Raw genomic sequence first — 23251 nt, 5'->3', positions numbered from 1 at the left:
GGTTTAGTATATATGATTAGGGAGGAAAAAACATGAACAAAAAGTTTTTGGTATTGCCGCTTGCTGCAACAATGCTTGCTGGTTCAATCGCTGGATGCAGTAAAGAATCAAGCGAGCCGGCGGGAAGCACAGCGCCTACCAGCAAAACGGCGGAAAGTGCTGCGCCCGCAACAAAGAAGGATCCGGTTACTCTTAAAATTCGTTTCTTCGGGACTGAAAACGGGCATTATGGCAATGTCGATCCCGTCTTTAGAGAGTTTGAGAAACGGACGAAGGATACCCTAAATACGACCTTGGATGTGATCTGGACACCGCCTGCCGACTTTGGTACAAAGCAACAATTATGGCTGTCATCGGGAGAAGATTTCGATCTATTTGTCCCGTTTGATAAGGATAGAAACGCTAAAGAAGGCGCTTTGGCGGATTTGAGCAAATACTTTAACAACCCTAAATATCCCGGACTTCAGAAGGCATTTTCAGCTGATTATATCAATGACAATAAAATCTTTGGCAAAACCTATGCCATTCCAATTACAAACACGTTTATGGATATGGAAGGTGTCTGGTACCGGAAAGATTTGTTAAAGAAGTATGGCATGAAGGATATTAGCAGTTATGATGATTTATATAACTACCTTGAAAAAGTGAAAGAAAATGAAAAAGACATGATCCCGTTTGATAACTATGGAACTAATGCTTTCTTTAAATTATTTACCGATATCAATGCACAACAGCTGGAGGGGAAAGTATTTCCATTTACCGGCGGCGGAAATCCGAAGAGAAATTTCATTTACGTTCAAATAGCCGATGATGAGAAATCCGTTAAGGGTGTGGCCGCTTATGGAGATCCGGCATCTGAATGGGCTAACATTAATCCCAAATACGGTCTGGATTATCTTATGAACGAGTTTAATCAAGCGAAGCGGTTTAACAAATTTATCCCGGCAGATGCCGTGACTAATACGGCTAAATCAGGAAAGCCTTTGGCTTCCGGATTCAGAACAATAAATGGTTTCACTGGAAAAGTAGACGATAATACAAAGAATAAATTTCCGGATGCAGAACTTGGTTTCTGGCCTATTTTTAAGAACAATCAAGAAATGAAACCAGGTACTCAATCTACAGATGGCAGGGCGTGGAATTTCCTTGCTATACCTGCTACATCTAAAAAAATTGAAAGAACGATGGAATTCCTGGATTGGATTTTCTCCAGCCAGGAGAACAATGATTTGTTTAACTACGGTATTGAAGGTACAAACTGGCTTGCTGTAGGAAAGAATCAGTGGAAGCTTCCGGATCCAGTCCCGACGAAAAATTACTTTTTCCCCGGTTACCAGTTGACCTGGAATCCGACATTCCATCGAATTCCTGCAGGATTGCCGGAGCAAATTCAAAAATATGTTGAATATCAATTTAAGCCGGATACATTTAAGAAAAATGCACTGGCCGGCTTTACATTTGATCAAGAGCCTGTAAAAAATGAACTTGCCAAATGCAACACCGTTATGGATAAGTATCAACCATTTTTACTGTCCGGCTTCGGCGACGTTAATGAGAACTTGTCGAAGATGAATGCGGATTTGAAGGCTTCAGGTGTAGATAAAATTAAAGAAGAATTGAAGAAACAAATCAACGCCTTCCTTGCTCAAAAGAAATAAACTATTCTAAATCTACAGCACAATTAGGGACATCTATAGATTCTGGTAAATCAAATCTATAGATCTTCCTGAATTGATGCCGGCAATGTGAATCATAATTAAATCAAGAAAAGGAGGGTTATTGTAAGCGCTTTAATTATCTAACTAAATGAAAGGGTGATTACAGATGAAACAAAAGGGAAAAAGAGTGCTATCCCTTGCTACAGCCATTGTAATGATAGCACAGATGCTTTTAATTGCTTTGCCGGTAACCGTTAATGCGGAAACAACTTCGATTTTTACAGATTATCTGCCAACGATTACAGAGATAACCGATGAAGCCGGGTTTACACATCCTGGTGTAGGACTCACCAAAGAGCTTCTTGAAAACGTTAGAACGAAGGTAAGGGCAGGAGCAGAACCTTGGAATACCTACTTTAATTCCATGCTGGTCCCATCTAGTGATGCTGCAAGGTCTATCACGTCTAGCAATAGCGGTGATGGTATTCATCCAAGCATTAATTATTTGGATAGTCAGGGCGCTAATTCGAAATTTATAGCAGATTCCATAAAAGCATATTCACAGGCGGTTATGTATTTAATAACCGGTGATGAAGTATACCGTAAAAATGGTATGATGATTATACGTATTTGGGAAAAGATGGACCCTGAGAAATTCGTATATTTTGTAGATTCACATATTCACACAGGAGTACCTCTTAACCGTATGGTAATGGCAGCAGAAATTTTAAGGTATACAAGCAGTCAAACAGAATTACTGGCTTGGACAGATCAAGACACAGCTGATTTTACCAATAATCTAATAACTCCGGTAATTAAAACATACATGAGTAGTCCAGACCATTTTATGAACCAGCATAATTATCCGTTAATGGGAGCCATGGCGGGTTATATCTTTTCCGGCAACAAAGAGGGATATGACAAATCTGTGGAATGGTTTACCGTTAACGCTACAGCGAAAGATCAAGGTTTAAATGGATCGGTTAAGCAGCTGTTCCGGTGGGTAACCGAGGAACAAAAACCGGGAACGATAGTCGGGGAAGGAACACCGGTAGAACCTCACGTTCAACATATGGAGATGGGTAGAGACCAAGCCCATGGCGGCGGTGATTTAACCAACGCGGCAATTATAACTCGTATGATTAAATCCCAAGGAACAAAAGTAGACCCTGTAGCCGGTACCTCATCTACAGCGGACAATGCTGTAGGTATCATGGAGTTTCTGAATGATAGACTTATAGCGGCCGCCGACTATTTCTGGCAGTTCATGCTCGGTTATGACACACCATGGACTCCGCAGGCATACGCCATTACTGGCGGTGACCCTAATAATGGCGGTATGGGTGGGTATATAAGAGACACCTATAATGGTTTATCCGGCGGTTATAGAGGAAGGTTTGCGACTGCTAACTTCTGGGACTTTTATTCCTACTACACTTATGTCAAACATGAGGACGTATCCAAGATCGCACCCTACTATTATGAAGCCTTCACCAAGAAACTCGTACCATCTGCAGGTGGCTGGCATAATACGGATGCAGGCAATGACTTCTGGCTCTATTTGCCGCAGGAAGCTGAGGCTGATGCGGCAAAGTTCATTCCTCAGGATAAATCAAGCGGTAAGATCTTGGAACTGGAAGACCGATACACGAAATTGGACAGCAATACGGCTACCATGCAAGAGGGCGATACCACCTTCATCAGGTTTCATGCAACGGAAGCGGGAAGTAAAATAGCCGTTCTTAGTTTTGCTGGCGCTGCCGGCTCGGGGCCTTATGGATTTAAGATTCGAACCAATGGCGTAACCACATTTGATGCGCTAGGTTCGACCTTCACCCTTCCGGATACGAAGGGGGAGTGGAAATATGTGTCCCTTGCCGGGTCTTTTGGCGATATTGTCTATATGACGGTAAAAGGAGCGCCCGGTATTACCGTCGATATTGATCACGTTAATGCAGATCCAAGTGCGCTGACGCCACCGGTATTTAAAGCCGGAAGTTCGGATTTAAAGATATACACCTATGTAGGAGCATCTGTGAACGTAGATTTTTCCGCTACGGATCCAAGCAGCACGGATGTGATTACTTATGGGCTTCAGAATAATCCGAAAGGGCTTCCGATAGATGCAAACACCGGCGCTTTTTCCTGGCAGCCTACAGAGGCCGGAAACATTTCCGTTGTCGTTACAGCTACTGACGGCACCACAGTTGCAGTCAAAAATGTAAACATTATAGTAGGCAGCGACCGTGCTAGTGCAGTACAAGCCATAACTGCGGCCTATGATGCAAACCAAATTTACGAGAAAGCATCGCTTAACAATTATCAAACTGCATATAACGACACAATAAGTCAGATTAGCACTGCGTCCGATGTAGATTTCGATAAGAAATTGCAGTCCCTGAGAGCTGCAACCGAAGGTCTTCGATTAATGACGCCTTTGACTCCCCTGGGAAGCATGTACTGGTCCAAAATGGCCTATTGGAGCTCATGGGGGAAAGATGCCGCCGGTTTGGACGATGCCACTTGGGGCGGTGGTTCGTATAAACTGGCGCTGGGGACGCCGCCGCATTTGTACCATATCGTCGATTTTGGCCCTGATTACAAGATTTCAGCGTATCGATTCGGGTTTGGATCCAGTATCTTTGCGGATCGTATCGCCAACTCGACGATATATGCATCGAATGATGAAATCAACTGGACCCGGATCACGCCGGGAGTTTCAGCTTATACCCAGGCATACAATACGATTGATGTGGATCCTGAATACCAACAGGAGAAATACCGATATATCAAGTTGGAAATGGTTCAGCCGCTTCCTGATGTTCTTTATGGAATTGTTCGAAATTTAATGGAGCCTAGGGGATTCACCATTTATGGAACCCGTTATGATGTTGGCAACAAGTTAGACTCAGTATCGATCGGTTCGGATCAAAACAAAAACGGCAAAATTTCCGTAGGGGATACGGCAAAAGTGACGATTAAAGCCAAAGAACCCATCTGGAACGTAAAGGTCAGCATTCAAGGCATTGATGCGACGGTCACCACGACAGACAACATCAACTGGACGGCCGTGGCAACGATGGCGGGAAATATTCCTTCCGGCTATCTTAATTTTAGCGTAGACTACCAAAAGAATGACGGAACGAATGGCTACACCTCATACGGTTCTACCGATGGCAGCGAGCTGTTCCTTACCGGCCCCAAGTTCATCAATGTTCCCATGCTTGCTAAAGTTACCGCTTCAGATAAGCAGTGGCCTGGAAGTGGATTATCTGCGGCTCAGGTAGGTTACTTGCTGTTTGACGGCAATACGTCTACTTTTGGCGATTTGAATACCGCCTCCGGTTCCTATTACACGGTAGATTTCGGTGAAGGTGCGGCTGTTAAGCTGGATGAAGCTGTGATCATGCCAAGAGCATCGTTTCCTGCAAGAATGAATGGAATGGTTATTCAAGGCTCCAACGATAATGTCAATTGGACGAACATAACTACCGGCGTTGAAGGCTCACTAGCGAACACATGGTACGTAATGGAAAATGATCAAATCGTAGACCATAACGCTTACCGGTATCTGAGGCTGTACAATAGCTCCGCTTGGTCCGGCGACGTGGCGGAAGTTGAATTTTATGGGGATTATACGGCTTCTGCAGCGACGCTTGCATCTAAAATTACAAGCCTGGCGCCCCCTGCATTGTATGCAACGAGCATCGCGATGCCCAAAATTCCGGCAGGTTATACAGTGTCGATTAAATCAACGCCTACGGGTATTATCGGCACAGACGGAACGATCACGCAACCTGATTATGACACATTGGTGAACGTAGTCTTTACTGTAACGAAGCTGGCGGATGGCACAACAGCGGATACGAGAAGCATCGCCACAATGGTAACCGGCTATTTGCTGCCGCCGGACGGTTATACCAAGGGCAGCTACTACTTATACCAAAATGAAGTCAATCGAATAAAGACGGCACTGAACCAGCCGGGAGCTGACAAGCCATCGTTATTCAAGCAATTGGTGCAGGCTCAGGGGCTGCTGGTATCTCTTAAAGACATTTACCCGAAAATCAATATCACGTCTTCGATGGCTATGGCCTCGTCCATTTCGTGGGACGGCACGGTCAACGCGGCAGCGAACGGGTGGCGCGCTTTTGACGGGGATACGACCACTTCACCTGACACGAAAACGGCAGCGGGTTGGGCCCAAGCCGATTTGGGAGCAGGAAACGCCAAAGTTGTTGGCGGCATTAAGTTTATACCAAGACCCAACCAAATTTCCCGGATGAATGGAGCGCTGATTCAAGGCTCCAACGATGGAACCAACTTTGTCACCTTGTATACAATCAACAACATTACCGAACTTAAATGGTACTCGCAATTGGTTAACAACAGCACCGCATACCGTTATTTGCGGTACTATACGCCTAACGGCTCTGCCAATGTAGGCGAACTGGAATTCCACGAGAGGATTGTGGATCGAACGCTGCTCGCGCTTCTTCTGAGCAAAGCGGCGGCCGTTAGCGCTAACCTGTACACATCGGAAAGCGTCGCGGTTCTTCAGACTGCCGTAACGTCGGCGACAAGCGTATCGAATAAACCGGATGCAACGCAGACGGAGGTCGATGCAGTGTCTGACAGCTTGAAGTCGGCTTTGGAAGGTCTGCAATATCTGCCAACGGCATCCGTAAATCCCGCTGCGCCAAATGGGTTGAACGGATGGTACACGGTTCCGGTTACCGTAACGTTGTCGGCATACGGGAATGTGGAATATACGCTGAATGGCGAGAACACATCGCATTCTTATGCTTCTCCGATCACACTGGACCAGGAAGGCGTCAACACGCTGACCTACCGATTGACGAATACGCCGGATGTTCAATCGGTCACAGTGAAGATTGACAAGACTGCGCCGGTTACTGTCGGAACCGTCAATCCGTCAGTGCCTGACGGCAGCAACGGCTGGTATGTACATCCGGTTACGGTTACCTTAAGCACTTATGATAATCTCTCGGGTGCGGCCAAGACGGAGTACAGTTTGGACGGCGGCAGCACATGGCTAGCCTGCACGTCTCCGGTTACGTTGAGCCAAGACGGCAAGTATACGATCAGCTACCGCTCTACGGACAACGCCGGCAATGTTGAAACGGTGAAAACGATCGGCTTCAATCTGGATGCGACAGCGCCGACGATTACGGTATCCGGTTTAGTTTACGGTACGTATAGCGATTCCATGGATGTCACGCCGATCCTTACACTTAGCGATAACTTGTCCGGAGTTGACAGCAGCAAGACGACGGTCACATTAAGCACGTATGGCGCACAGCAGAGCATGCAGCCGGGAGCAACCATTCCGCTCTATACGCTGCCTCTCGGTTCGCACACGCTAATCGTGACGGCAAGCGACTTGGCAGGGAATACGGGCAGCCAAACGATCACGTTCCAGACTACGACCAGCATCCAATCCTTACAGGCTTTGGTCACACGCTTTAAGACTGCCGGATGGATCGATAACGAGGGCATCGCGAACAGCTTGCAGAGCAAGATCACTGCAAACAATCTCGCCGATTTCGCGAGCGAAGTACAGGCGCAAAGCGGCAAGCAAATCTCTGCGCAAGCCGCAGGCTACTTACTGCGGGATGCCCGGTATTTGTTGTCCCAAAAATAAGGGGATTTACTTTAACCGCTTCCGGGATTTGACATCGTAAGCTTCATCATGGAATAACCGTTTATGTTCAGCCCCCCCTCTTATGCAGACAGAACTGACTCCATTCACAAGAGGGGGGATAAATCAAGGAGATGATCATAGGGACGTCGGGTTGAAATGTCAGCCGGTCACGTATCACATCGAAAGCACTTTGAACATTTTGTCACGAACCGCCGGATTCAGGGCGAAGCGGTAAGGAATTAAAGATTTGGCATATTCGGCTTCATTATTTAGAAAGGTTATCGGATTGTATACGTTCCATGAATTTCATCGTAATCAACTTGCTTCTCAATGTCTAAACCAATTTGGGCAACTCGTTAAGGTGAAATGGACAACTCTTGGTCAAGAAAGTTACTACCGTGATCTTTTGATTCAAAGCGTGGGCTTTTCCTGGATTAGGAAAAGCCCCTTCTGCGTTAATCGCAGAAGGGGTTATCATTAAAAAATAGTTTTCGGTGCTTTCGTTACTAACTACTCTAGGGGCGGCTTTTTTACTTTCCTTTAAAATTGCTTCTGAATTGATTCGGCGTGACTCCATAGGCCTTTTTAAATAAGGTGAAAAAATGGCTGCGGCTTGAAAAGCCCNTTTACTTTCCTTTAAAATTGCTTCTGAATTGATTCGGCGTGACTCCATAGGCCTTTTTAAATAAGGTGAAAAAATGGCTGCGGCTTGAAAAGCCCGACTTTTCCATAATCTCGTTAATAGTATCCTCCGATACGGCAATTTGATTGCTGGCATAGGTAACCCGGACATTATTGATATAGTCTGTCATAGAGATCAGCCTGTGCTTTTTGAATAATTTCCCCAGATAAGCCGGGGATAGGTTCACTTTTTCCGCTATGTTATCCAATGACAGGTAAGGGTTTCCAAAGTCTGCTTGAATAAATTGGTCAACGTCTTCCAACAGCCTGATATATTTGTTATCCTTTTTGGACTCCAGCTCTTTGGACAGGTTCTCGAACAATTCAAAAAAATCAGCTTCGATTTTATCCAACGTTTCCATCTTTTGCAGGTTGGCCAAATACGTATTGAAATTAAAATTCACTTTAATGTGATGATTGGCTTCCAGAATTTCAATCGCATAACGGATGGATAACAGCAACCTGATAAGGACGGAATTGAGTATGGTGTAGCTATATTGAGATGCNCGGATGGATAACAGCAACCTGATAAGGACGGAATTGAGTATGGTGTAGCTATATTGAGATGCATGCCGGATCATATCCGACAATATATCTTTGGCATCATCCGTTTGACCTTGGATTAGCCTATCCGATAATTCTTTTTCCTGGTCTTGCGGATATTTGAAATCATCCGTACTAATATTTAAGCTTTCGCTGAAAATAATGCTTTGATGCCCTAAAATCATTCTGTAATAGGATAAATTAAGCGTTTTCAAATAATGAAAATTCACATTCGACAAATCTTCGAATGTCTCGCTGATTGTAGCTGAGGTGGAGATGCCAAGATACTTGATTGTACAAATTTGGATTTGAGTGACAAGTGCAAACAAAGGCTCATCATTGAAAGGCAAATCGGAGGACTTGTAGTGAAGCAGTACAAGAACTTGGTCCTCTTCGACCTCTACACATTCATGCTCGTATGTTTCGGCAAGAATCTCCGAAATAATATTAACCAGTCCGTATTTCAACAATTGGCGGTCTTTCAGATTATATTTTGCGCAATAATTGCTATAGTTATCCAGTTTGATAAGAAGCAGAACATACCATTCGGTTGGCTCAAGCGCAATTTGAAACTTCGCAAACTGCTTGCGAAGGGAATCTGTTGGAATCAGATCGGCCGAATGAACCATCTGGCGTAAAAAATCTTGTTTTCTATAGTAGAACGCATTTCTTTGCTCGGATTCTAAAATTTTATAATTTTCTAGCACCATATTGATGGGCTTGAAAAGTCTCCGTGCAAAATAGAGCGAAAGCAGGATGCTGCCGATTATGAATAAAGATACAAGCAGGTACGTTTTTTCCCTCATCTTTTGAACATCTTGGACAATGGAGTCATAAGGCGTGATGCTAATTAAATTCCAATCGTAAATATCCGTGGACGCATAAGTGACGTAAGAATCCACGCCATTAACTTTGATTCGCATATTACCTGCCTTTGCATTGGACGAGATAATTTGATGGATATACGAATTTCCGCTGAGATCGCTTAATAATGGATGCGAACCATCATCAGACAGCAGCTTCCCGTTATGATCTACAATAAAAATCCGGTTTTTATTGTTCGGATCCGTAGAACTGATGCTTTGCTTAATCGAATCCTGTGAGATATTCAAAATAATAGCTTCGCTCACTTTACCGCTTACAACTTGAGAATCAAAGAACAAATAAGAGTAAACGTAAATTTCCTTAGGGGCATTTACATCGATATCCGCCATGACATTTGGAATCTTCCGAAGCACAATGCTGTGTGAGCGGTTATGCTGGATGTCGTCCAATATCGGGAAAATGCTTTGATCGCTGAAAGACGTACGCTCATTACCGAAGACTTTACTTGGAATCGCATAAACCATATCGCCATTATAAATATAAATGGATTGCAGGAATGGATATATATTTTTATAAGTTTGCAGTTTATTATTATATTTCATATAGTCTTCCGGATTGACGTCCGAATACAGCAGATATTTAATCGTATCGTCAAAAAAAACTGTGGTTGCCAAGGACTTGACCGAGTCAGCCATTAAACTGACATTCCGGCTTGTATTCTGCAAGTCGGTTTTTTGTTGATTGTAAACCATATTTAAAGAAAAATTCACAAAATTCTGATTTAAAAATGAGGATTGTACAAATAGCAGCAAGACTGTACTGAGGAGGAAAGGCAGCAGTATCGTTATGAACAACTGATAAGGGTTCTTGAGTACGAACGATTTGAGCAAATTAGTCAACTCCTATAGTACAAAGACTATCATAAACGATAATAAAGAATCAATCAGTAATATATTCATTTTGCCAACCCCTAATTTCTGAACAAATTCTTAAATTGCGTACTCGATTTTTACTCCAAACAGAACTTATCGCGAGGATAAGAAATTGTTACTGTCTGGTGCGGATGATATTGTTATGCCGTAAGGCATCCAATAAGGTAACGGTTCGACGATACTTTAGTTAGTTAGAAAGGAGGAATGAAAGCGCTTGATTTGAAGTTTGGTTTCAAATTAATTTCACTACAAAAATGCTATGGAGGAATGAAAAAATGATATTAAGAAGATGGAAACCAACGTTTATTGCTTTTCTCGCCATATTCTTATCTTTTAGTGGTTTCGCCACTCTTGTTGCTCCCAATCAGGCAGTAGCCGCAGTTCAGACAACGCTTTATGCTTCACCGACCGGAAGCGGCACTGTTTGCAGTCAGGCTTCGCCATGTTCCCTTGAAGGAGCTAGAGATCAAGCCCGCACTGTAAATGGTAATATGACTGGAGATATTATCATTAGATTGTTGGATGGAACTTATACTTTATCTTCTACGTTTCAGTTAACGGAAAGCGCGACTGTACATGATTCGGGAACGAACGGCTACAACATAATTTATCAAGCGGATCCCGGTTCACATCCTGTCATCAGCGGAGGCCAGCAAATTACAGGTTGGACGCAATATGACAGCGTGAAAAACATATATCGGGCTAACGTGGGAACTTCACTCAATACCCGGCAGCTTTATGTAAACGGCGTACGCGCGACCCGCGCCAAAGGCGCCTTGAATCCGACAGGCTGGTCGGCAGTGTACAACGGCTTTACAGCCCCTGATTCAACAATGGCCAGCTGGGGCAACATAAGTAATATTGAAGTTGTTGGCAATGCAGCATGGAGAAACCTTCGTTGCGACGTTTCCTCCATTTCCGGGACTTCTGTTATAATGCAGAACCCGTGCTGGGCCAATGACCAACGGCTAGGGAATAACAAATTCGCGAATCCGTTGTGGATTGAGAATGCCTATGAATTGCTCGATTCGGAAGGCGAATGGTATCTGGATCGTACTGCCGGCTATCTCTACTACAAGCCTCTTGCGAATGAAAACATATCGACGGCTACAGTCGTAGCGCCGGTTTTGGAAACGCTTGTAAACGCAGCAGGGACCTATGCTACTCCGTTGCATAACGTGCAATTTTACGGCATCACCTTCGCCTATGCGACTTGGTTGCGAACAAGTACCGGGGAAGGTTATATTGCCGGGCAGTCAGGCGCGCTGTATGACGGAACTGTTGGCGGAGGAGGAAACGGTTCCATTTACAATACGCCAAGCAATGTCATATTCTCGGCTGTTAAAAATGTAAGGTTGGAACGCAACACATTTACTCATTTGGGTGCAGCGGCGCTGAGTTTCCAATACGGGAGTCAAAACAACACCGTTATCGGAAACGTCTTTCAGGATATTTCCGCATCTGCTATCTGGATGGGTAGCGCCGTTGATGAAGGGCATAACGTAAGCGCCTACTACAATAATACGGATAGTGCAATCACTTATAGTGGAAGCTTCTCTCGTTCTTACAATTATAATTCTGACGATTATCAGGGTGATGTCCACCAAACCCAAAATAATAACGATTACTTTCAGTTTACCTTTACGGGCTCCGGAGTCACTTATTACGGACCTTCAGATTCGACTACAGGCACCCAAGATGTGTACATTGACGGAACATTTCAACAGACGATCAATGGTTATTATGCCAGCAGCCGCTATAATAAAGTCCTCTACACTATTACAGGGCTGTCGTATGGCCAACATACGATAAAAGTCGTTAAGACGGGCGGGACCTGGATGAGGCTTGATGCGTTTGGTGTTTACGCGGAAGCGGATCCGACTGTCAAAACCGTTAAAAACAATACGATACAGGATAACTATATCGCGCAGACCGGTGTGGAGTATATGGATGCACCGGGTATCAATGTGATCTTTACTGATGGCACCAACATTTCCCATAATGAAATCACAAACGTTCCATATGACGGGATTTCATTAGGCTGGGGTTGGGGGTATTCTGATGCTGGAACAATTCGAGGCTGGACAACGCCTACAGTGGCCCAGAATAATACCGTTCAATACAATTATATACATGACGTGATGAAGGTTCTACAAGATGGCGGCGGAGTCTATACCTTAAGCGCACAAGCGAACTCCTCCATCAATAACAACTATTTTCGTGAGGATACCAAGGTAGCCGGAGCAATCTATCTGGACGAACAAACTCAATTTTTTAACGTAAACAATAATCTGGTAGCTAACATTGGACCTAGCACGCATTGGTTGTATGTTCAAAACTATAACCCCAACAGTGCATCAAGAAATAATACATTCTCGTCCAATTATTCGAGTTCAACGTACAGAGCAGGTGATTGGACTAAGAATACGTACAATAGCAATAACCAAGAAGGCGTAACTTCCAATGATGTTTTTCCGTTGCAGCCGTACAACATTGCGCTAAATTCCGGAATTGAGGACTCCTATCGGGATATTATACCGCAGTCCAACTTCTCATTGCCGGATTACCTGCTGCTTGCTAGTGTATACGTGGATACCAATGCGGTAACGATACCGATCCGCAGCGCTGGCGATGCGACTAAAACGGTCTGGTTGGCTCCTTCAGGCACTACTACCTTCGCGGAAGGCAACACGATGACCAAGGCAGGCGGTACGGCGACCTCGATCTCTGTACCAAAAGCTGCCGGAGATTATAAGCTTTATGTTGTGGATGCACTGGGGAATCGTTCCGCAGAGTCCAGATTCCTTGTTAGACAGCAATGGAATTATATTGACGACAAAAATGCCAGCGTAACCTATAGTCCCGCATGGAGCAACTATAACAGTTCAAGTGATTACAGTGGTTCTGAATCGTTTATCAAAAGCGCCAATAGCTATGCGCAATATACGTTTAACGGAACGGGCGTTCGATATCTGAGCATGACACAACCCAACATGGGGAAAGTAGATGTCTATATCGACGGCGTTCTTGCACAGGCCGATATTGATGCTTATGCGCCAAGCACAACGAAACAAGTTGTTCTGTATCAAAACTCCAATCTTCTGAATGGGTCTCACACCATTAAGGTCGTTTGCAAGGGAACCAAAAATGCTTCTTCAAGCGATACAGTCTGTGCTTTGGATGCGTTCGCTTCTATATCAGCTCCAGACCAAACCGCTTATTACAAGCTTGTAAATAAAAATAGCGGCAAGGTAATGGATGTAAACGGGGGTTCCTATAATTCCGGCGCGACTATTATTCAATGGAACGACACCAGTGGCCTCAATCAGCACTGGCAATTTGTCAAAACAGCAAGCGGCGACTACAAAATCATAAATCAAAAGAGCGGCAAAGTGCTCGATGTTTCTGGTGGTTCCACTTCCACTGGCGCGAATCTTATTCAGTCGGACGATACCAATGCCGCCAGTCAACACTGGCAACTCATCGATGTCGGAACCGGAAATGGTTATTTCAAGATCAAGAACACGAATAGCACCTACTTGGCCGATGTTACCGGCTCTTCAACGACAGCTGGCGCACAGCTCATCCAATCTAGCGATACTGGCGTCAATAGTCAGCAATGGCAGCTTGTGAAAGTGAATTAAATCGTGCAACAATCTTCATATGAAATGCCAGTAATGTAACCTAAAGGCATTCATCTAAACCGTTTCCTATTGGTTAACTCCGATGTGGAAGCGGTTTTCTTTTTACGTCGTATCCTGGATTGAGAAAAGTCCCTTCTGTGCTATTCGCAGAAGGGGCTACCATTAAAATATAGTTTTCGGTGCTTTCGTTACCACCTTGATATTTAAAGGAAAATTCACAAAATTTCTGATTTAAAAATGAGGATTATACAGATGAGGCTGTCGATTAATTGTTGATAGTTTTAACGTAAACGTACACATGCAGAGAATGTATATGATTTTTCGACTACATTTTCAGAATCCGGGCTCAAATCGCGTTTTGTGTATGAAATTTCGTATAGAATCGACTGTTTCGATGTGTGTGCTGCTAATTTTATATGATTTATCGCATACATTTTGTGGTCTCCCACTATTTCCGAAGCTATGAACAGTACGAATGATTTGAGCAATTAGTCAAATCTTATAGTACAAAGACTATCATAAACGAGAAAAAAGAATCAATAAGTAATGCCAACCCCTAATTTCTGAACAAATTCCTAAATTGCGTACTCGATTTTAACTCCAAACAGAACTTATCGCGAGAATAAGAAATTGTTACTGTCTTGGGCGGATGATATTGTTATGCCGTAAGGGGGACGATATAGACAAATCAATAGTATCTATTATGAATTACTAAATATGGTGAAAGGAGAATGAAAAGGTGATCAAAAACATTTTGAGCTCCAGAGAAAATAAAAAATCGATTCAATTAAGCATACTTGCGCTGCCGGCCTTTCTGGTTATCTTTGTCTTCTCGTATATCCCGATGGCGGGAATCTTCCTTGCATTTAAAAACATCAACTATGTAGATGGGATTTTTCACAGTCCGTGGGTCGGCTTCGATAATTTTAAATTTTTTTTCACTTCCAGTGACGCATGGATTGTCGTTAGAAATACGATCGGATACAATCTAGTCTTTATTGTGGTTGGAACTGCGCTTTCTGTCCTTTTCGCCATCCTGCTTAATGAAGTGATCAGCAGAAGATTTCTGAAGGTTTATCAAACGATCTTTTTCTTTCCTTATTTCTTTTCATGGATTATCGTGGCTTACATGGCTTACTCCTTAATTGGACCTTATGGCATTATCTCGAGTCTAATCAATAAAATGGGCTTCACGTCCTTTGATTTCTATTCGACGACCTGGATTTGGCCCATCCTTCTGACGCTCATCAATATCTGGAAGGGGATCGGTTACGTCAGCATTATTTTCTATGCGGGCATAATGGGCATTTCCCAAGAGTATTTTGAAGCGGCGGCCATTGACGGGGCAACTAAGCTTCAAATGATTCGTAAAATCACGATTCCGTTATTGATGCCTTTAATTACCATTATGACTCTGTTATCGATAGGAAAAATATTTTATTCGGATTTCGGATTGTTCTTCTTTGTGCCGCGTGAGATGGGCCAGCTTTTCCCGGTGACGCAGGTTATCGACACTTACGTTTACCGTATGCTGAAGGTTTCCGGAGATTTGGGAATGGCTTCGGCTGTCGGCTTGTTCCAATCTACGTTGGGATTTATCGTCGTCCTGCTGAGCAATTATGCCGTCCGAAAAGTCAACGAAGAAAACAAACTATTCTAGAAATCGCATGGAGGTGAGTACAGAATGTCGAAAAAAACATTGCCGCAAATGATCATTCACTTTGTTTTCATCCTATTTAGTTTAGCTTGTATCATTCCACTGGTATCAGTCATCTCCATCTCTTTAAGCAACGAAATCGATATTATCAAAAATGGCTATAGTTTGTTCCCGCGCGTATTTGATATTTCCGCTTATGCGTATATCCTTTATGAACCGATTCAAATTATAAATGCATTCAAAGTATCGATAATCGTCAGTATTCTCGGCACGTTTATTTCCCTTGTTGTGACGGCAGGTATAGCATATACGCTGTCCCGCGACGATTATAAATTCAAAAACCAGCTAAGCTTCTATGTTTTCTTTACCATGATGTTTAATGGCGGATTGGTGCCAACGTATATATTAATCAGCAACTATCTTCACCTGAAAAACACGATCTGGATTTTGATTTTGCCCTATGTTGCCGCTCCCTGGTTTATTTTGCTCTTAAGAACGTTTATGCAGAAAATTCCTTACGATATTATCGAGTCCTGCATGATGGATGGCGCCAGTGAATTTAGAATCTTTTTTCAGATCATACTGCCTCTCGCCAAACCGGGCCTTGCTACGATTGCATTGTTCACAATACTGCAATATTGGAATGATTGGTTTCTGAGCTTGCTCTACATCGATAAAGAAAGCCTGGTCCCTTTGCAGTATATGTTATATAGAATGATGAACAATATCACTTTCCTGACCAGTTCAAGCAATCAAATGCCGCCGGGATTAAAAAATGGTGTGATCCCTTCGGAATCCGCCCGTATGGCAATGGCCATTCTTGCTGCAGGACCTATGCTTGCCGTGTTCCCTTTCTTTCAAAAATATTTTGTCAGAGGGCTCACGGTAGGAGCTGTAAAAGGCTAGCTTAATGATGGACTATGTCCACTTTAAGATATATTAACCAAATAAAGGGAGGATTCACCATGACAAAAGGCTTTAAGGCATCAAAAGCAGGAATTGTATTAACCATCATGATTTTCCTTTTCACCATGCTGCTTTCAGCATGCGGCTCGTCCAGCAAAACGGGCACCCCAGCAGCAACGGCAGCTCCATCAGCGGCTGCAAATACGCCAGCTAGCCTGCCTGAAGTTAAGCTAACTTGGTATTTCGTAGGACCCTGGCCACAGCCTGAGCAGGATCAAGTCTTTGCCGAAGTCAATAAAGTCATTAAAGCAAAGATCAATGCTACAGTAGATTTTAAACCGTTATCGTGGGGCGATTATGACCAGAAGATGAAGGTTGTTATTGCATCCGGCGAACCTTATGATCTCGCATTTACTTCAAACTGGATCAACAACTATGCGCAAAATGTAGGGAAAGGTGCTTTCTTGCCGCTTGATGACCTGCTTGCAAAGTACGCTCCGCAATCGTTTGCCAATGTTCCCAAAACTTTTTGGGACGCGACGAAAGTAAAAGGGAAAATCTACGGTTTCGTTAATCAGCAAATTTCCGCAAGAACGCCGTCCATCGGTATTCCAAAAGATTTGGCCGATCAATATAACTTTGATATCAATTCCATTGCCGGAAAAATCAACGGATTTACTATAGGTAACCTTTTTGAACCGATCATTAAAAAAGTCATTAAAGACTATCCGCAGAAATTTATTGGCATGTCTATGGACCAAGTTGCGGATGCTTTCAGTTTTGAACCGATTGTCGGATTCCACACTCCAGGCGTTGTAGCTTATTCAGATGACAGCCTGAAGGTAGTGAATCAGTTTGAAACAGATGAAGTGAAGGCATTTGTCGCGACATTGAGAGACTGGAATGCAAAAGGCTATATGAACTCCAAAGAGCGTATTTCCTCAAAAGCTGATGATCCTGGAGCCTGCAAAGCCGGTAAATGCATGATTGGCATCGGTGGAGCTTATAAACCGGGCGGAGAACAGATTGGTCTTGCGCAAAATGGATATCTAAGTGTGGAAGCTCCAGCTAACATTGCGCATTTGACGACAGGCGGCATCACTGCAACGATGATGGCGATCAACCGGAACTCGAAAAACCCGGAAAGAGCTATGATGCTGCTTGAGCTTATGAACACGGATAAAGATCTTTTTAATTTGTTGAACTTCGGTATCAAAGATAAAAACTATAAAATCGATGCCGATGGATTTATGGTTCCCGGCGATGACCAAAAAGGATATAATCCATACGTGCCATGGATGTTTGCTTCCAATTATCTGGCGAACGTAGAGAAAGGCATGCCAAAAACCATTTGGGAAGATACGAAGAAAATTAACGAAAATGCGATTCCATCCAAATTGCTTGGTTTCACATTTGATGCTGAGCCGGTTAAAGCTGAAATCGGTCAAACCAACGCAGTTTTCGACGAGTACTCCAGAGCAATTGATTTAGGAGTAGCCTCGGAAGCCAAATACAACGAATTCGTGGCAAAACTTAAAGCTGCGGGCTCCGATAAAATTATTGCCGAAATGCAAAAACAAATCGATGCCTGGAAAACCTCCCATTGACGCGTTTCAAAAAGAGAACCCAACAATTCAAGTTCAGAAAGTGCTGATGACAGGGGACAGCAGACCGCAGTTTTTGAAGACGCTTATGGCGGCTGGCAATCTTCCGGATGTCATGCTGGATCCTGCCGAGTTAGCTAAAATAAAAGATGTGCTGGCACCGCTTCCCGATGATCTCCTTGCACAATTTGAAGAGGGTTCGGTTCCTGTGTTTAAGGGCCAAAAGGTACTCTTGCCGGCGAGTAAGCAGTTGCGTTCCGAGACTTAGTATAACAAGAAGATGTTTGCAGATGCAGGCATAACAGATATGCCCAAAACATGGGATGAATTTGTGGCTATTTGTGAAAAGCTAAAGGGCAAAGGCTTCACACCGCTTATTACGCCGGTGCAAGTGACGTATGGGCAACATCGTTCGGTTATTGGGTAAACGTTGTAAACCCGGAAGTGGAAGATTGGAATCCGAACTTTAATGCTGATCTGAAAAGCGGTAAAACGAAGTGGAATAATCCAGCTATTATCGATGCCCTGCAAAGATGGCAGGATCTTAACTTGTTCAACCAACAAAAAGCGGAATTAAGGACTATTCGGCCGCATTCAATTATATGGCTGTTTCCAACACTTCCAAGAATAAAGAGGCTGCATATAAGTTCCTTAAGTTTATTCTCGTTGATAACAAGGAAGTCTATAAGTCATATCTTAAAGCGGATGGTCTCTTGTCCTCTACGAAAGATCCTGTCACATATCCGATGGGACCCGTGCAAACCCAGTTTGTTAATAACCTTAAAGGGTTGAAACTGGTGGACGAGATCACGAAGCTTCCTGGAGAAAATGCACTTCCTACAGGCATGGAAGACTTTACACAGAAATCACTGCAATTGATTTTGGCTGGAAAACCCATAGCTGGAGAACTTGACACTTGGGACGATGAATATAAGAAATTGGCAGCAGCGAATACTGACAAATAATCTAATAAAAGTAATCCCAGTTTGATGAACTGGGGTTATCTTTTCTAAAAGGAATGGGAGTATGGAGAAAAGATCGATACTATTTGCTTTACCTGGAAAGACGGCAAGCTTCATCATGCCATTTGGGTTACGCTCCGCCTTGTTGTCGTTGTAACGATAGGAGCCAATGGTCTCGGGCTTTTGTTTGCCATCTTATTAAATAAGGCTGGGAAACTGACGAATGTATTTAGATCTTTATTTTTTTACCTTTTGTTCTTAGTACGATGGCTGTTTCCTTCATATGGAGCTCAATATTGTCTTACACAGGGGTACTTAACTATCTGTTAGGCGCAGTCGGACTTGAATCGTGGCAAACAGACTTTATCGGTAATGCAAATAACGCCATATGGAGCATGTCAGTTATTGAAATTTGGAAAACCGTTGGCTTTAACATGGTCATTTATTTGGCAGCGTTACAGGTAAACCGGTCTTTGGGTCAATCGTGATTCGACTATTTTTGTTTGTCTCCGTCCTTGTTTATGCAGTACCGTTATATTTAGTCATTGTAAATATTTTCAAAACCACGAATCAGATTAGCGACAATCCGTTCAAGTTGCCCTCTTATTTTAACTTGGATAACTTGAGCTTTGTATTAAACAATCCAAACGTCAAATTGCTGTCGATGTATGGAAATACACTAATCATTACTATTGTAGCAACAGTTTTAACTATCGTTATCACTTCAATGGCTGCATGCTATACCTCTAGAACATCAAGTAGATTATCAAGCTTGCTTCATGTCTATTTTATTCTTGGAATTATGGTTCCTTATGCAATCGTTTATATTCCTCTAGTGATTATTTTTCGTGAGTTGCATTTAATTGGGACTCTGCACGGGCTAATTCTTGTCTTTATTTCTGGCAATATATCCTTTACCTTTTTCATGTACCATGGCTTTATGAAGTCAGTGCCAAGAGAATTGGAAGAATCGGCAGCACTTGACCGGGCTGGACAATCATATTTCCTCTACTTAAACCATGTACAACAACAACAGCAATCTTTATCGGGCTTTCGATTTGGAACGACTTCCTGACACCGCTCCTGATCGGGCAGGTTCATACCATCACATTAGGCCATTTATACTGCAATAGGTCCTCATTTTTCCAATTGGGGTCATATGTTTGCCTTCGTGTTTTTCGGAACTTTTCCTGTTGTGGCAGCCTATCTGTTAGCTCAGAAACAATTTGTTAGTGGACTCACCGCAGGTGCATTATAAGGATAAAAAATTATATTATTTGAATATCAAGTTATGTCCATATTACTCATACAGTAAGATTCTTACAGGTGATCGTTTACGTAGATATACAAGCAGCTAAAAGGCGAATTCAAATAGAGGTGACAGGTTGTGTGGTCATTATCGAATGAAGAATTGTTAACTATTTTAAATGAAGCTACGAAACTAAAATTAGACACTGAATTTATTGAAATGATTCAATACCAGATTCATCAGCGGAAAGTTGAAGAAAATATTAAGAAAACTATTTATTATAGCTCCGTAGAACTCATGGAAAAGATCTCGATAGGTGATTGTATCCGTTGAAATATAGGCGGATAAGAGGCGATTGAATAACTGCCCTGCAACTGCTGACAGTTGGTGCGAAAGCAGATACCGTCTAATAGGATTGAAGATGCTTGGTAGTCAATGCTGCGTAAATTTTACCAACTTCTTGTTCAAGAATGTCATAATCAACGGGAAGCCGGAGACGGACGCCGAATCGGGCAACATCCGGGTGCTTCCGTTTGCTGGCAACATCCGTTTTGAATAATTCAAATATCATACTAAACGATAAGGTGACGAATTGAACCGTGGACAAAACCATTCCGGGAGAGAAATTTGATCTGGGCGTGTGATACTACCAACCCCAAGCATTGGCCGGAGCAGATGTGGGCCGATGATTACAAGCGGATGCGGGAAATCGGCTTTAATTGTACCAGCCGTCTTGAAAGCGGACAGACGAGCGATATTTTCGAATTTGGCGGCGCTTATTATATAATCAAGCTCTTGGAGAGAGAAGATCGTGGATTCAAGGATTTCGAATCCGTCAAGAATGATGTGAGGGAGCAGTATCTGGACAGCAAGTACGAGGATACGGTAAGCGAGTGGGCACGACAAGCCGAGGTAACGATTAATCATAACGTGTATGACCGATTGAAAGTGCGTTAAGCAATAAACAATCACTTGCCCATGCAGATCAAAATAAGGGTCGATTCCATAATAAAGTTATCCACATTCCGATTTCATGACGAATAGTCCAAGTTAATGGAGGTTACAAGATGAAGTTCAGAAGAATATTGTTTCAAGGTGATTCGATAACGGATGGAGCCAGAGGACGCAATGATGATCTTAATCATATATTGGGGCATGGTTACGCTTATATCATTGCAGGCAAGCTCGGTTATGAACTGGCAGAAAACCGGCCGCTGTTTCTCAATCGGGGGATCAGCGGGAACCGGGTATCGGATTTGTATGCACGATGGAATGAGGATACATTCAGTCTAAAGCCCGATTTGATCAGTATTTTGATCGGAGTCAATGATGCTTGGCGGATCGTAAACGGCGAGCCCGGAGGTGCGACCGATCGATTCGAGCGTGCTTACCGTCTTCTGTTGGAGGAAACGAGAGAAGTTCTCCCGGCTGTGGGCTTGGTCTTATGCGAGCCGTTCATTCTCCAGGTCGCCCCCATTGCGACAAAATGGGAAGCTTGGCAGGAACGAATGCCTCGGTACCAGGAAGCCGTCCGAAAGCTCGCTGACGAATTTGGCGCGGTCTTCGTACCGCTACAAGCTGTGTTTGACGATGCCTGCAAGAGAGCCGATGCGTCATACTGGATCTGGGATGGGGTGCACCCGACGGCGGCAGGCCACGAACTGATCGCACGGCANGCTGTGTTTGACGATGCCTGCAAGAGAGCCGATGCGTCATACTGGATCTGGGATGGGGTGCACCCGACGGCGGCAGGCCACGAACTGATCGCACGGCAGTGGTTAGCCGTCGTACAGGAGAGTCATTTGGCCATCYTTTGACGTTTATGATCCTGTCAACGCCATTGCCCGAGGAGCCATCGCTACTGATTTCAGCGATGGAGCACTTCGCGATAATCMTGAGATAAACAAGCACGTCGCAGGAATTATGGCTCTTGGTCGCGTCGGTCAACTCGACGACGTCGAAGAGGCGATTACTTCGCTGCTTTGTTTTTTGGATTATTTATCCTGGGTCGCTTATTTAGGGGAGATGCTAATCATAGGTAGCCCGGAATGACATTGAACTTTTACAYCRGTTCTTGTTCACAATGTCAAAAAATTCGACAATACAGGAGAAGATCTCGAGGATTTGATCTCGATTGGGACCATCGGATTGATCAAGGCGATTGAATCCTTTTCGCCGAATAAGGGAACGAAATTGGCTACGTTTGCGGCACGATGTATCGAGAATGAGATCTTGATGCACTTAAGGTCGTTGAAAAAAACGAGGAAAGATGTGTCCTTGCATGATCCCATCGGAACAGACAAAGAGGGGAATGAAATTACATTGATCGACATCCTCGGGACGGAAGCGGACGATGTCGTGGATAAGGTACAGCTCAAGATAGAGAAGAGCAAAATCTATCGTAATTTGGAAATACTGGATGAGCGGGAGAAGGAAGTTGTTGTTGGGCGGTTTGGGCTAGAACTTGGCGGGGAAGAGCGGACGCAGCGGGAGATTGCGAAGGAGCTGGGGATTTCGCGATCGTATGTGTCGCGGATTGAGAAAAGGGCGCTCATGAAGCTGTATCATGAGTTTTATAAGGTGAAGCGGTAAGGAATTAAAGATTTGGTATTACTTTATTATTTGAGGAACAAGTGAGAAAGAAGCAGCATGGAGCAGACTATTATTGGGGTTTGCTCTTTTTGGTTTAAATCGAAACAATAAATCTCGGCGAGATTAAATGTTCGCCTTTGATCACACGCACGCGCTTACATACCCAAGAAACGAAGTTTGCTAAGGACATATTCGGCTTCATTATTTAGAAAGGTTAATCGGATTGTATACGTTCCATGAATTTCATCGTAATCAACTTGCTTCTCAATGTCTAAACCAATTTGGGCGACTCGCTCAGGTGAAATGGACAACTCTTGGATTGATTCAATTTTT

At 43.6% G+C, this 23251-nt stretch carries 14 protein-coding genes and 4 pseudogenes; 15 read left to right on the top strand and 3 right to left on the bottom strand.

Translation table 11 applies throughout. The features are described 5' to 3' along the window. Nucleotides 1–32: 32 nt before the first annotated feature. Nucleotides 33–1658, top strand: a complete 1626-nt coding sequence (locus ASG93_RS23925; protein ID WP_056835984.1) for an ABC transporter substrate-binding protein — start codon at nt 33–35, stop codon at nt 1656–1658. Nucleotides 1659–1824: 166 nt separating this feature from the next. Further along, complete coding sequence (locus ASG93_RS23920; RefSeq protein ID WP_056835982.1) at nt 1825–7323, top strand: OmpL47-type beta-barrel domain-containing protein; 5499 nt, start codon at nt 1825–1827, stop codon at nt 7321–7323. A gap of 530 nt (nt 7324–7853) precedes the next feature. On the opposite strand, the pseudogene ASG93_RS37255 reads toward ASG93_RS23920, so the two are convergent. Both ASG93_RS37255 and ASG93_RS37250 read right to left on the bottom strand, forming a co-directional pair. Continuing rightward, a pseudogene (locus tag ASG93_RS37255) lies at nt 7854–7947 on the bottom strand (AraC family transcriptional regulator); the annotation flags it as partial. A 2-nt stretch (nt 7948–7949) separates the two neighbouring features. Continuing rightward, complete coding sequence (locus ASG93_RS37250; protein ID WP_414858884.1) at nt 7950–8366, bottom strand: helix-turn-helix domain-containing protein; 417 nt, start codon at nt 8364–8366, stop codon at nt 7950–7952. A 2213-nt stretch (nt 8367–10579) separates the two neighbouring features. Here ASG93_RS37250 and ASG93_RS23910 point away from each other — a divergent pair. The 10 genes from ASG93_RS23910 to sda all read left to right on the top strand — a co-directional run bounded on the left by ASG93_RS23910 (nt 10580) and on the right by sda (nt 20659). Beyond that, nucleotides 10580–13948 carry an RICIN domain-containing protein gene (locus ASG93_RS23910; RefSeq protein ID WP_056835978.1) on the top strand — a complete coding sequence of 1123 codons (3369 nt, stop codon included), beginning with the start codon at nt 10580–10582 and terminating at the stop codon, nt 13946–13948. A 739-nt stretch (nt 13949–14687) separates the two neighbouring features. After that, nucleotides 14688–15608, top strand: coding sequence for an ABC transporter permease (locus tag ASG93_RS23905; RefSeq protein ID WP_056835975.1), 921 nt, complete (start codon nt 14688–14690; stop codon nt 15606–15608). 24 nt (nt 15609–15632) lie between these two features. Beyond that, nucleotides 15633–16511 (top strand): carbohydrate ABC transporter permease, encoded by an 879-nt coding sequence (locus ASG93_RS23900; protein ID WP_056835974.1) that lies wholly within the window; start codon nt 15633–15635, stop codon nt 16509–16511. Nucleotides 16512–16570: 59 nt separating this feature from the next. Continuing rightward, complete coding sequence (locus ASG93_RS23895; protein ID WP_056835971.1) at nt 16571–18118, top strand: ABC transporter substrate-binding protein; 1548 nt, start codon at nt 16571–16573, stop codon at nt 18116–18118. Continuing rightward, nucleotides 18096–18383, top strand: coding sequence for a hypothetical protein (locus ASG93_RS23890; RefSeq protein WP_056835969.1), 288 nt, complete (start codon nt 18096–18098; stop codon nt 18381–18383). Before ASG93_RS23895 ends, ASG93_RS23890 begins: the two co-directional genes overlap by 23 nt. A gap of 39 nt (nt 18384–18422) precedes the next feature. Beyond that, nucleotides 18423–18542, top strand: a complete 120-nt coding sequence (locus tag ASG93_RS35375) for a hypothetical protein (protein WP_235550959.1) — start codon at nt 18423–18425, stop codon at nt 18540–18542. Between the two features lie 175 nt (nt 18543–18717). Beyond that, complete coding sequence (locus tag ASG93_RS23885; RefSeq protein ID WP_056835967.1) at nt 18718–19080, top strand: hypothetical protein; 363 nt, start codon at nt 18718–18720, stop codon at nt 19078–19080. Nucleotides 19081–19373: 293 nt separating this feature from the next. Continuing rightward, nucleotides 19374–19565 (top strand): sugar ABC transporter permease, encoded by a 192-nt coding sequence (locus ASG93_RS23880; RefSeq protein ID WP_056835965.1) that lies wholly within the window; start codon nt 19374–19376, stop codon nt 19563–19565. Beyond that, complete coding sequence (locus ASG93_RS23875; protein ID WP_200984522.1) at nt 19562–20152, top strand: carbohydrate ABC transporter permease; 591 nt, start codon at nt 19562–19564, stop codon at nt 20150–20152. Before ASG93_RS23880 ends, ASG93_RS23875 begins: the two co-directional genes overlap by 4 nt. A gap of 312 nt (nt 20153–20464) precedes the next feature. Then, on the top strand, nt 20465–20659 hold the full coding sequence (sda, locus tag ASG93_RS37245) for a sporulation histidine kinase inhibitor Sda (protein ID WP_056835963.1): 195 nt from the start codon (nt 20465–20467) through the stop codon (nt 20657–20659). Here the strand turns inward: sda and ASG93_RS35370 are convergent. Continuing rightward, nucleotides 20630–20762 (bottom strand): annotated as a pseudogene (locus ASG93_RS35370) (IS1595 family transposase); the annotation flags it as partial. The gene sda and the pseudogene ASG93_RS35370 overlap by 30 nt on opposite strands. A 191-nt stretch (nt 20763–20953) precedes the next feature. Here ASG93_RS35370 and ASG93_RS23860 point away from each other — a divergent pair. The 3 genes and pseudogenes from ASG93_RS23860 to sigK all read left to right on the top strand — a co-directional run. Beyond that, nucleotides 20954–21283, top strand: a complete 330-nt coding sequence (locus ASG93_RS23860) for a peptidylprolyl isomerase (protein ID WP_056835959.1) — start codon at nt 20954–20956, stop codon at nt 21281–21283. A 110-nt stretch (nt 21284–21393) separates the two neighbouring features. Beyond that, a pseudogene (locus ASG93_RS23855) lies at nt 21394–22001 on the top strand (SGNH/GDSL hydrolase family protein); the annotation flags it as partial. Between the two features lie 395 nt (nt 22002–22396). After that, nucleotides 22397–22918: pseudogene (sigK, locus tag ASG93_RS23850) on the top strand (RNA polymerase sporulation sigma factor SigK); the annotation flags it as partial. Between the last annotated feature and the right edge of the window lie 333 nt (nt 22919–23251).

This window comes from Paenibacillus sp. Soil787, from assembly GCF_001429545.1.
Taxonomy (GTDB): Bacteria; Bacillota; Bacilli; order Paenibacillales; family NBRC-103111; genus Paenibacillus_E.
The sequence above is the reverse complement of the archived record's forward strand: the minus strand, read 5'-3'. Positions and strand labels throughout refer to the sequence as shown.

Coding starts and splice junctions, on each gene's coding strand:
- ASG93_RS23925 (WP_056835984.1), top strand. CDS start 33: ATGAACAAAAAGTTTTTGGTATTGCCGCTTGCTGCAACAATGCTTGCT.
- ASG93_RS23920 (WP_056835982.1), top strand. CDS start 1,825: ATGAAACAAAAGGGAAAAAGAGTGCTATCCCTTGCTACAGCCATTGTA.
- ASG93_RS37250 (WP_414858884.1), bottom strand. CDS start 8,366: ATGGAAACGTTGGATAAAATCGAAGCTGATTTTTTTGAATTGTTCGAG.
- ASG93_RS23910 (WP_056835978.1), top strand. CDS start 10,580: ATGATATTAAGAAGATGGAAACCAACGTTTATTGCTTTTCTCGCCATA.
- ASG93_RS23900 (WP_056835974.1), top strand. CDS start 15,633: ATGTCGAAAAAAACATTGCCGCAAATGATCATTCACTTTGTTTTCATC.
- ASG93_RS23895 (WP_056835971.1), top strand. CDS start 16,571: ATGACAAAAGGCTTTAAGGCATCAAAAGCAGGAATTGTATTAACCATC.
- ASG93_RS23890 (WP_056835969.1), top strand. CDS start 18,096: ATGCCTGGAAAACCTCCCATTGACGCGTTTCAAAAAGAGAACCCAACA.
- ASG93_RS35375 (WP_235550959.1), top strand. CDS start 18,423: ATGCCCAAAACATGGGATGAATTTGTGGCTATTTGTGAAAAGCTAAAG.
- ASG93_RS23885 (WP_056835967.1), top strand. CDS start 18,718: ATGGCTGTTTCCAACACTTCCAAGAATAAAGAGGCTGCATATAAGTTC.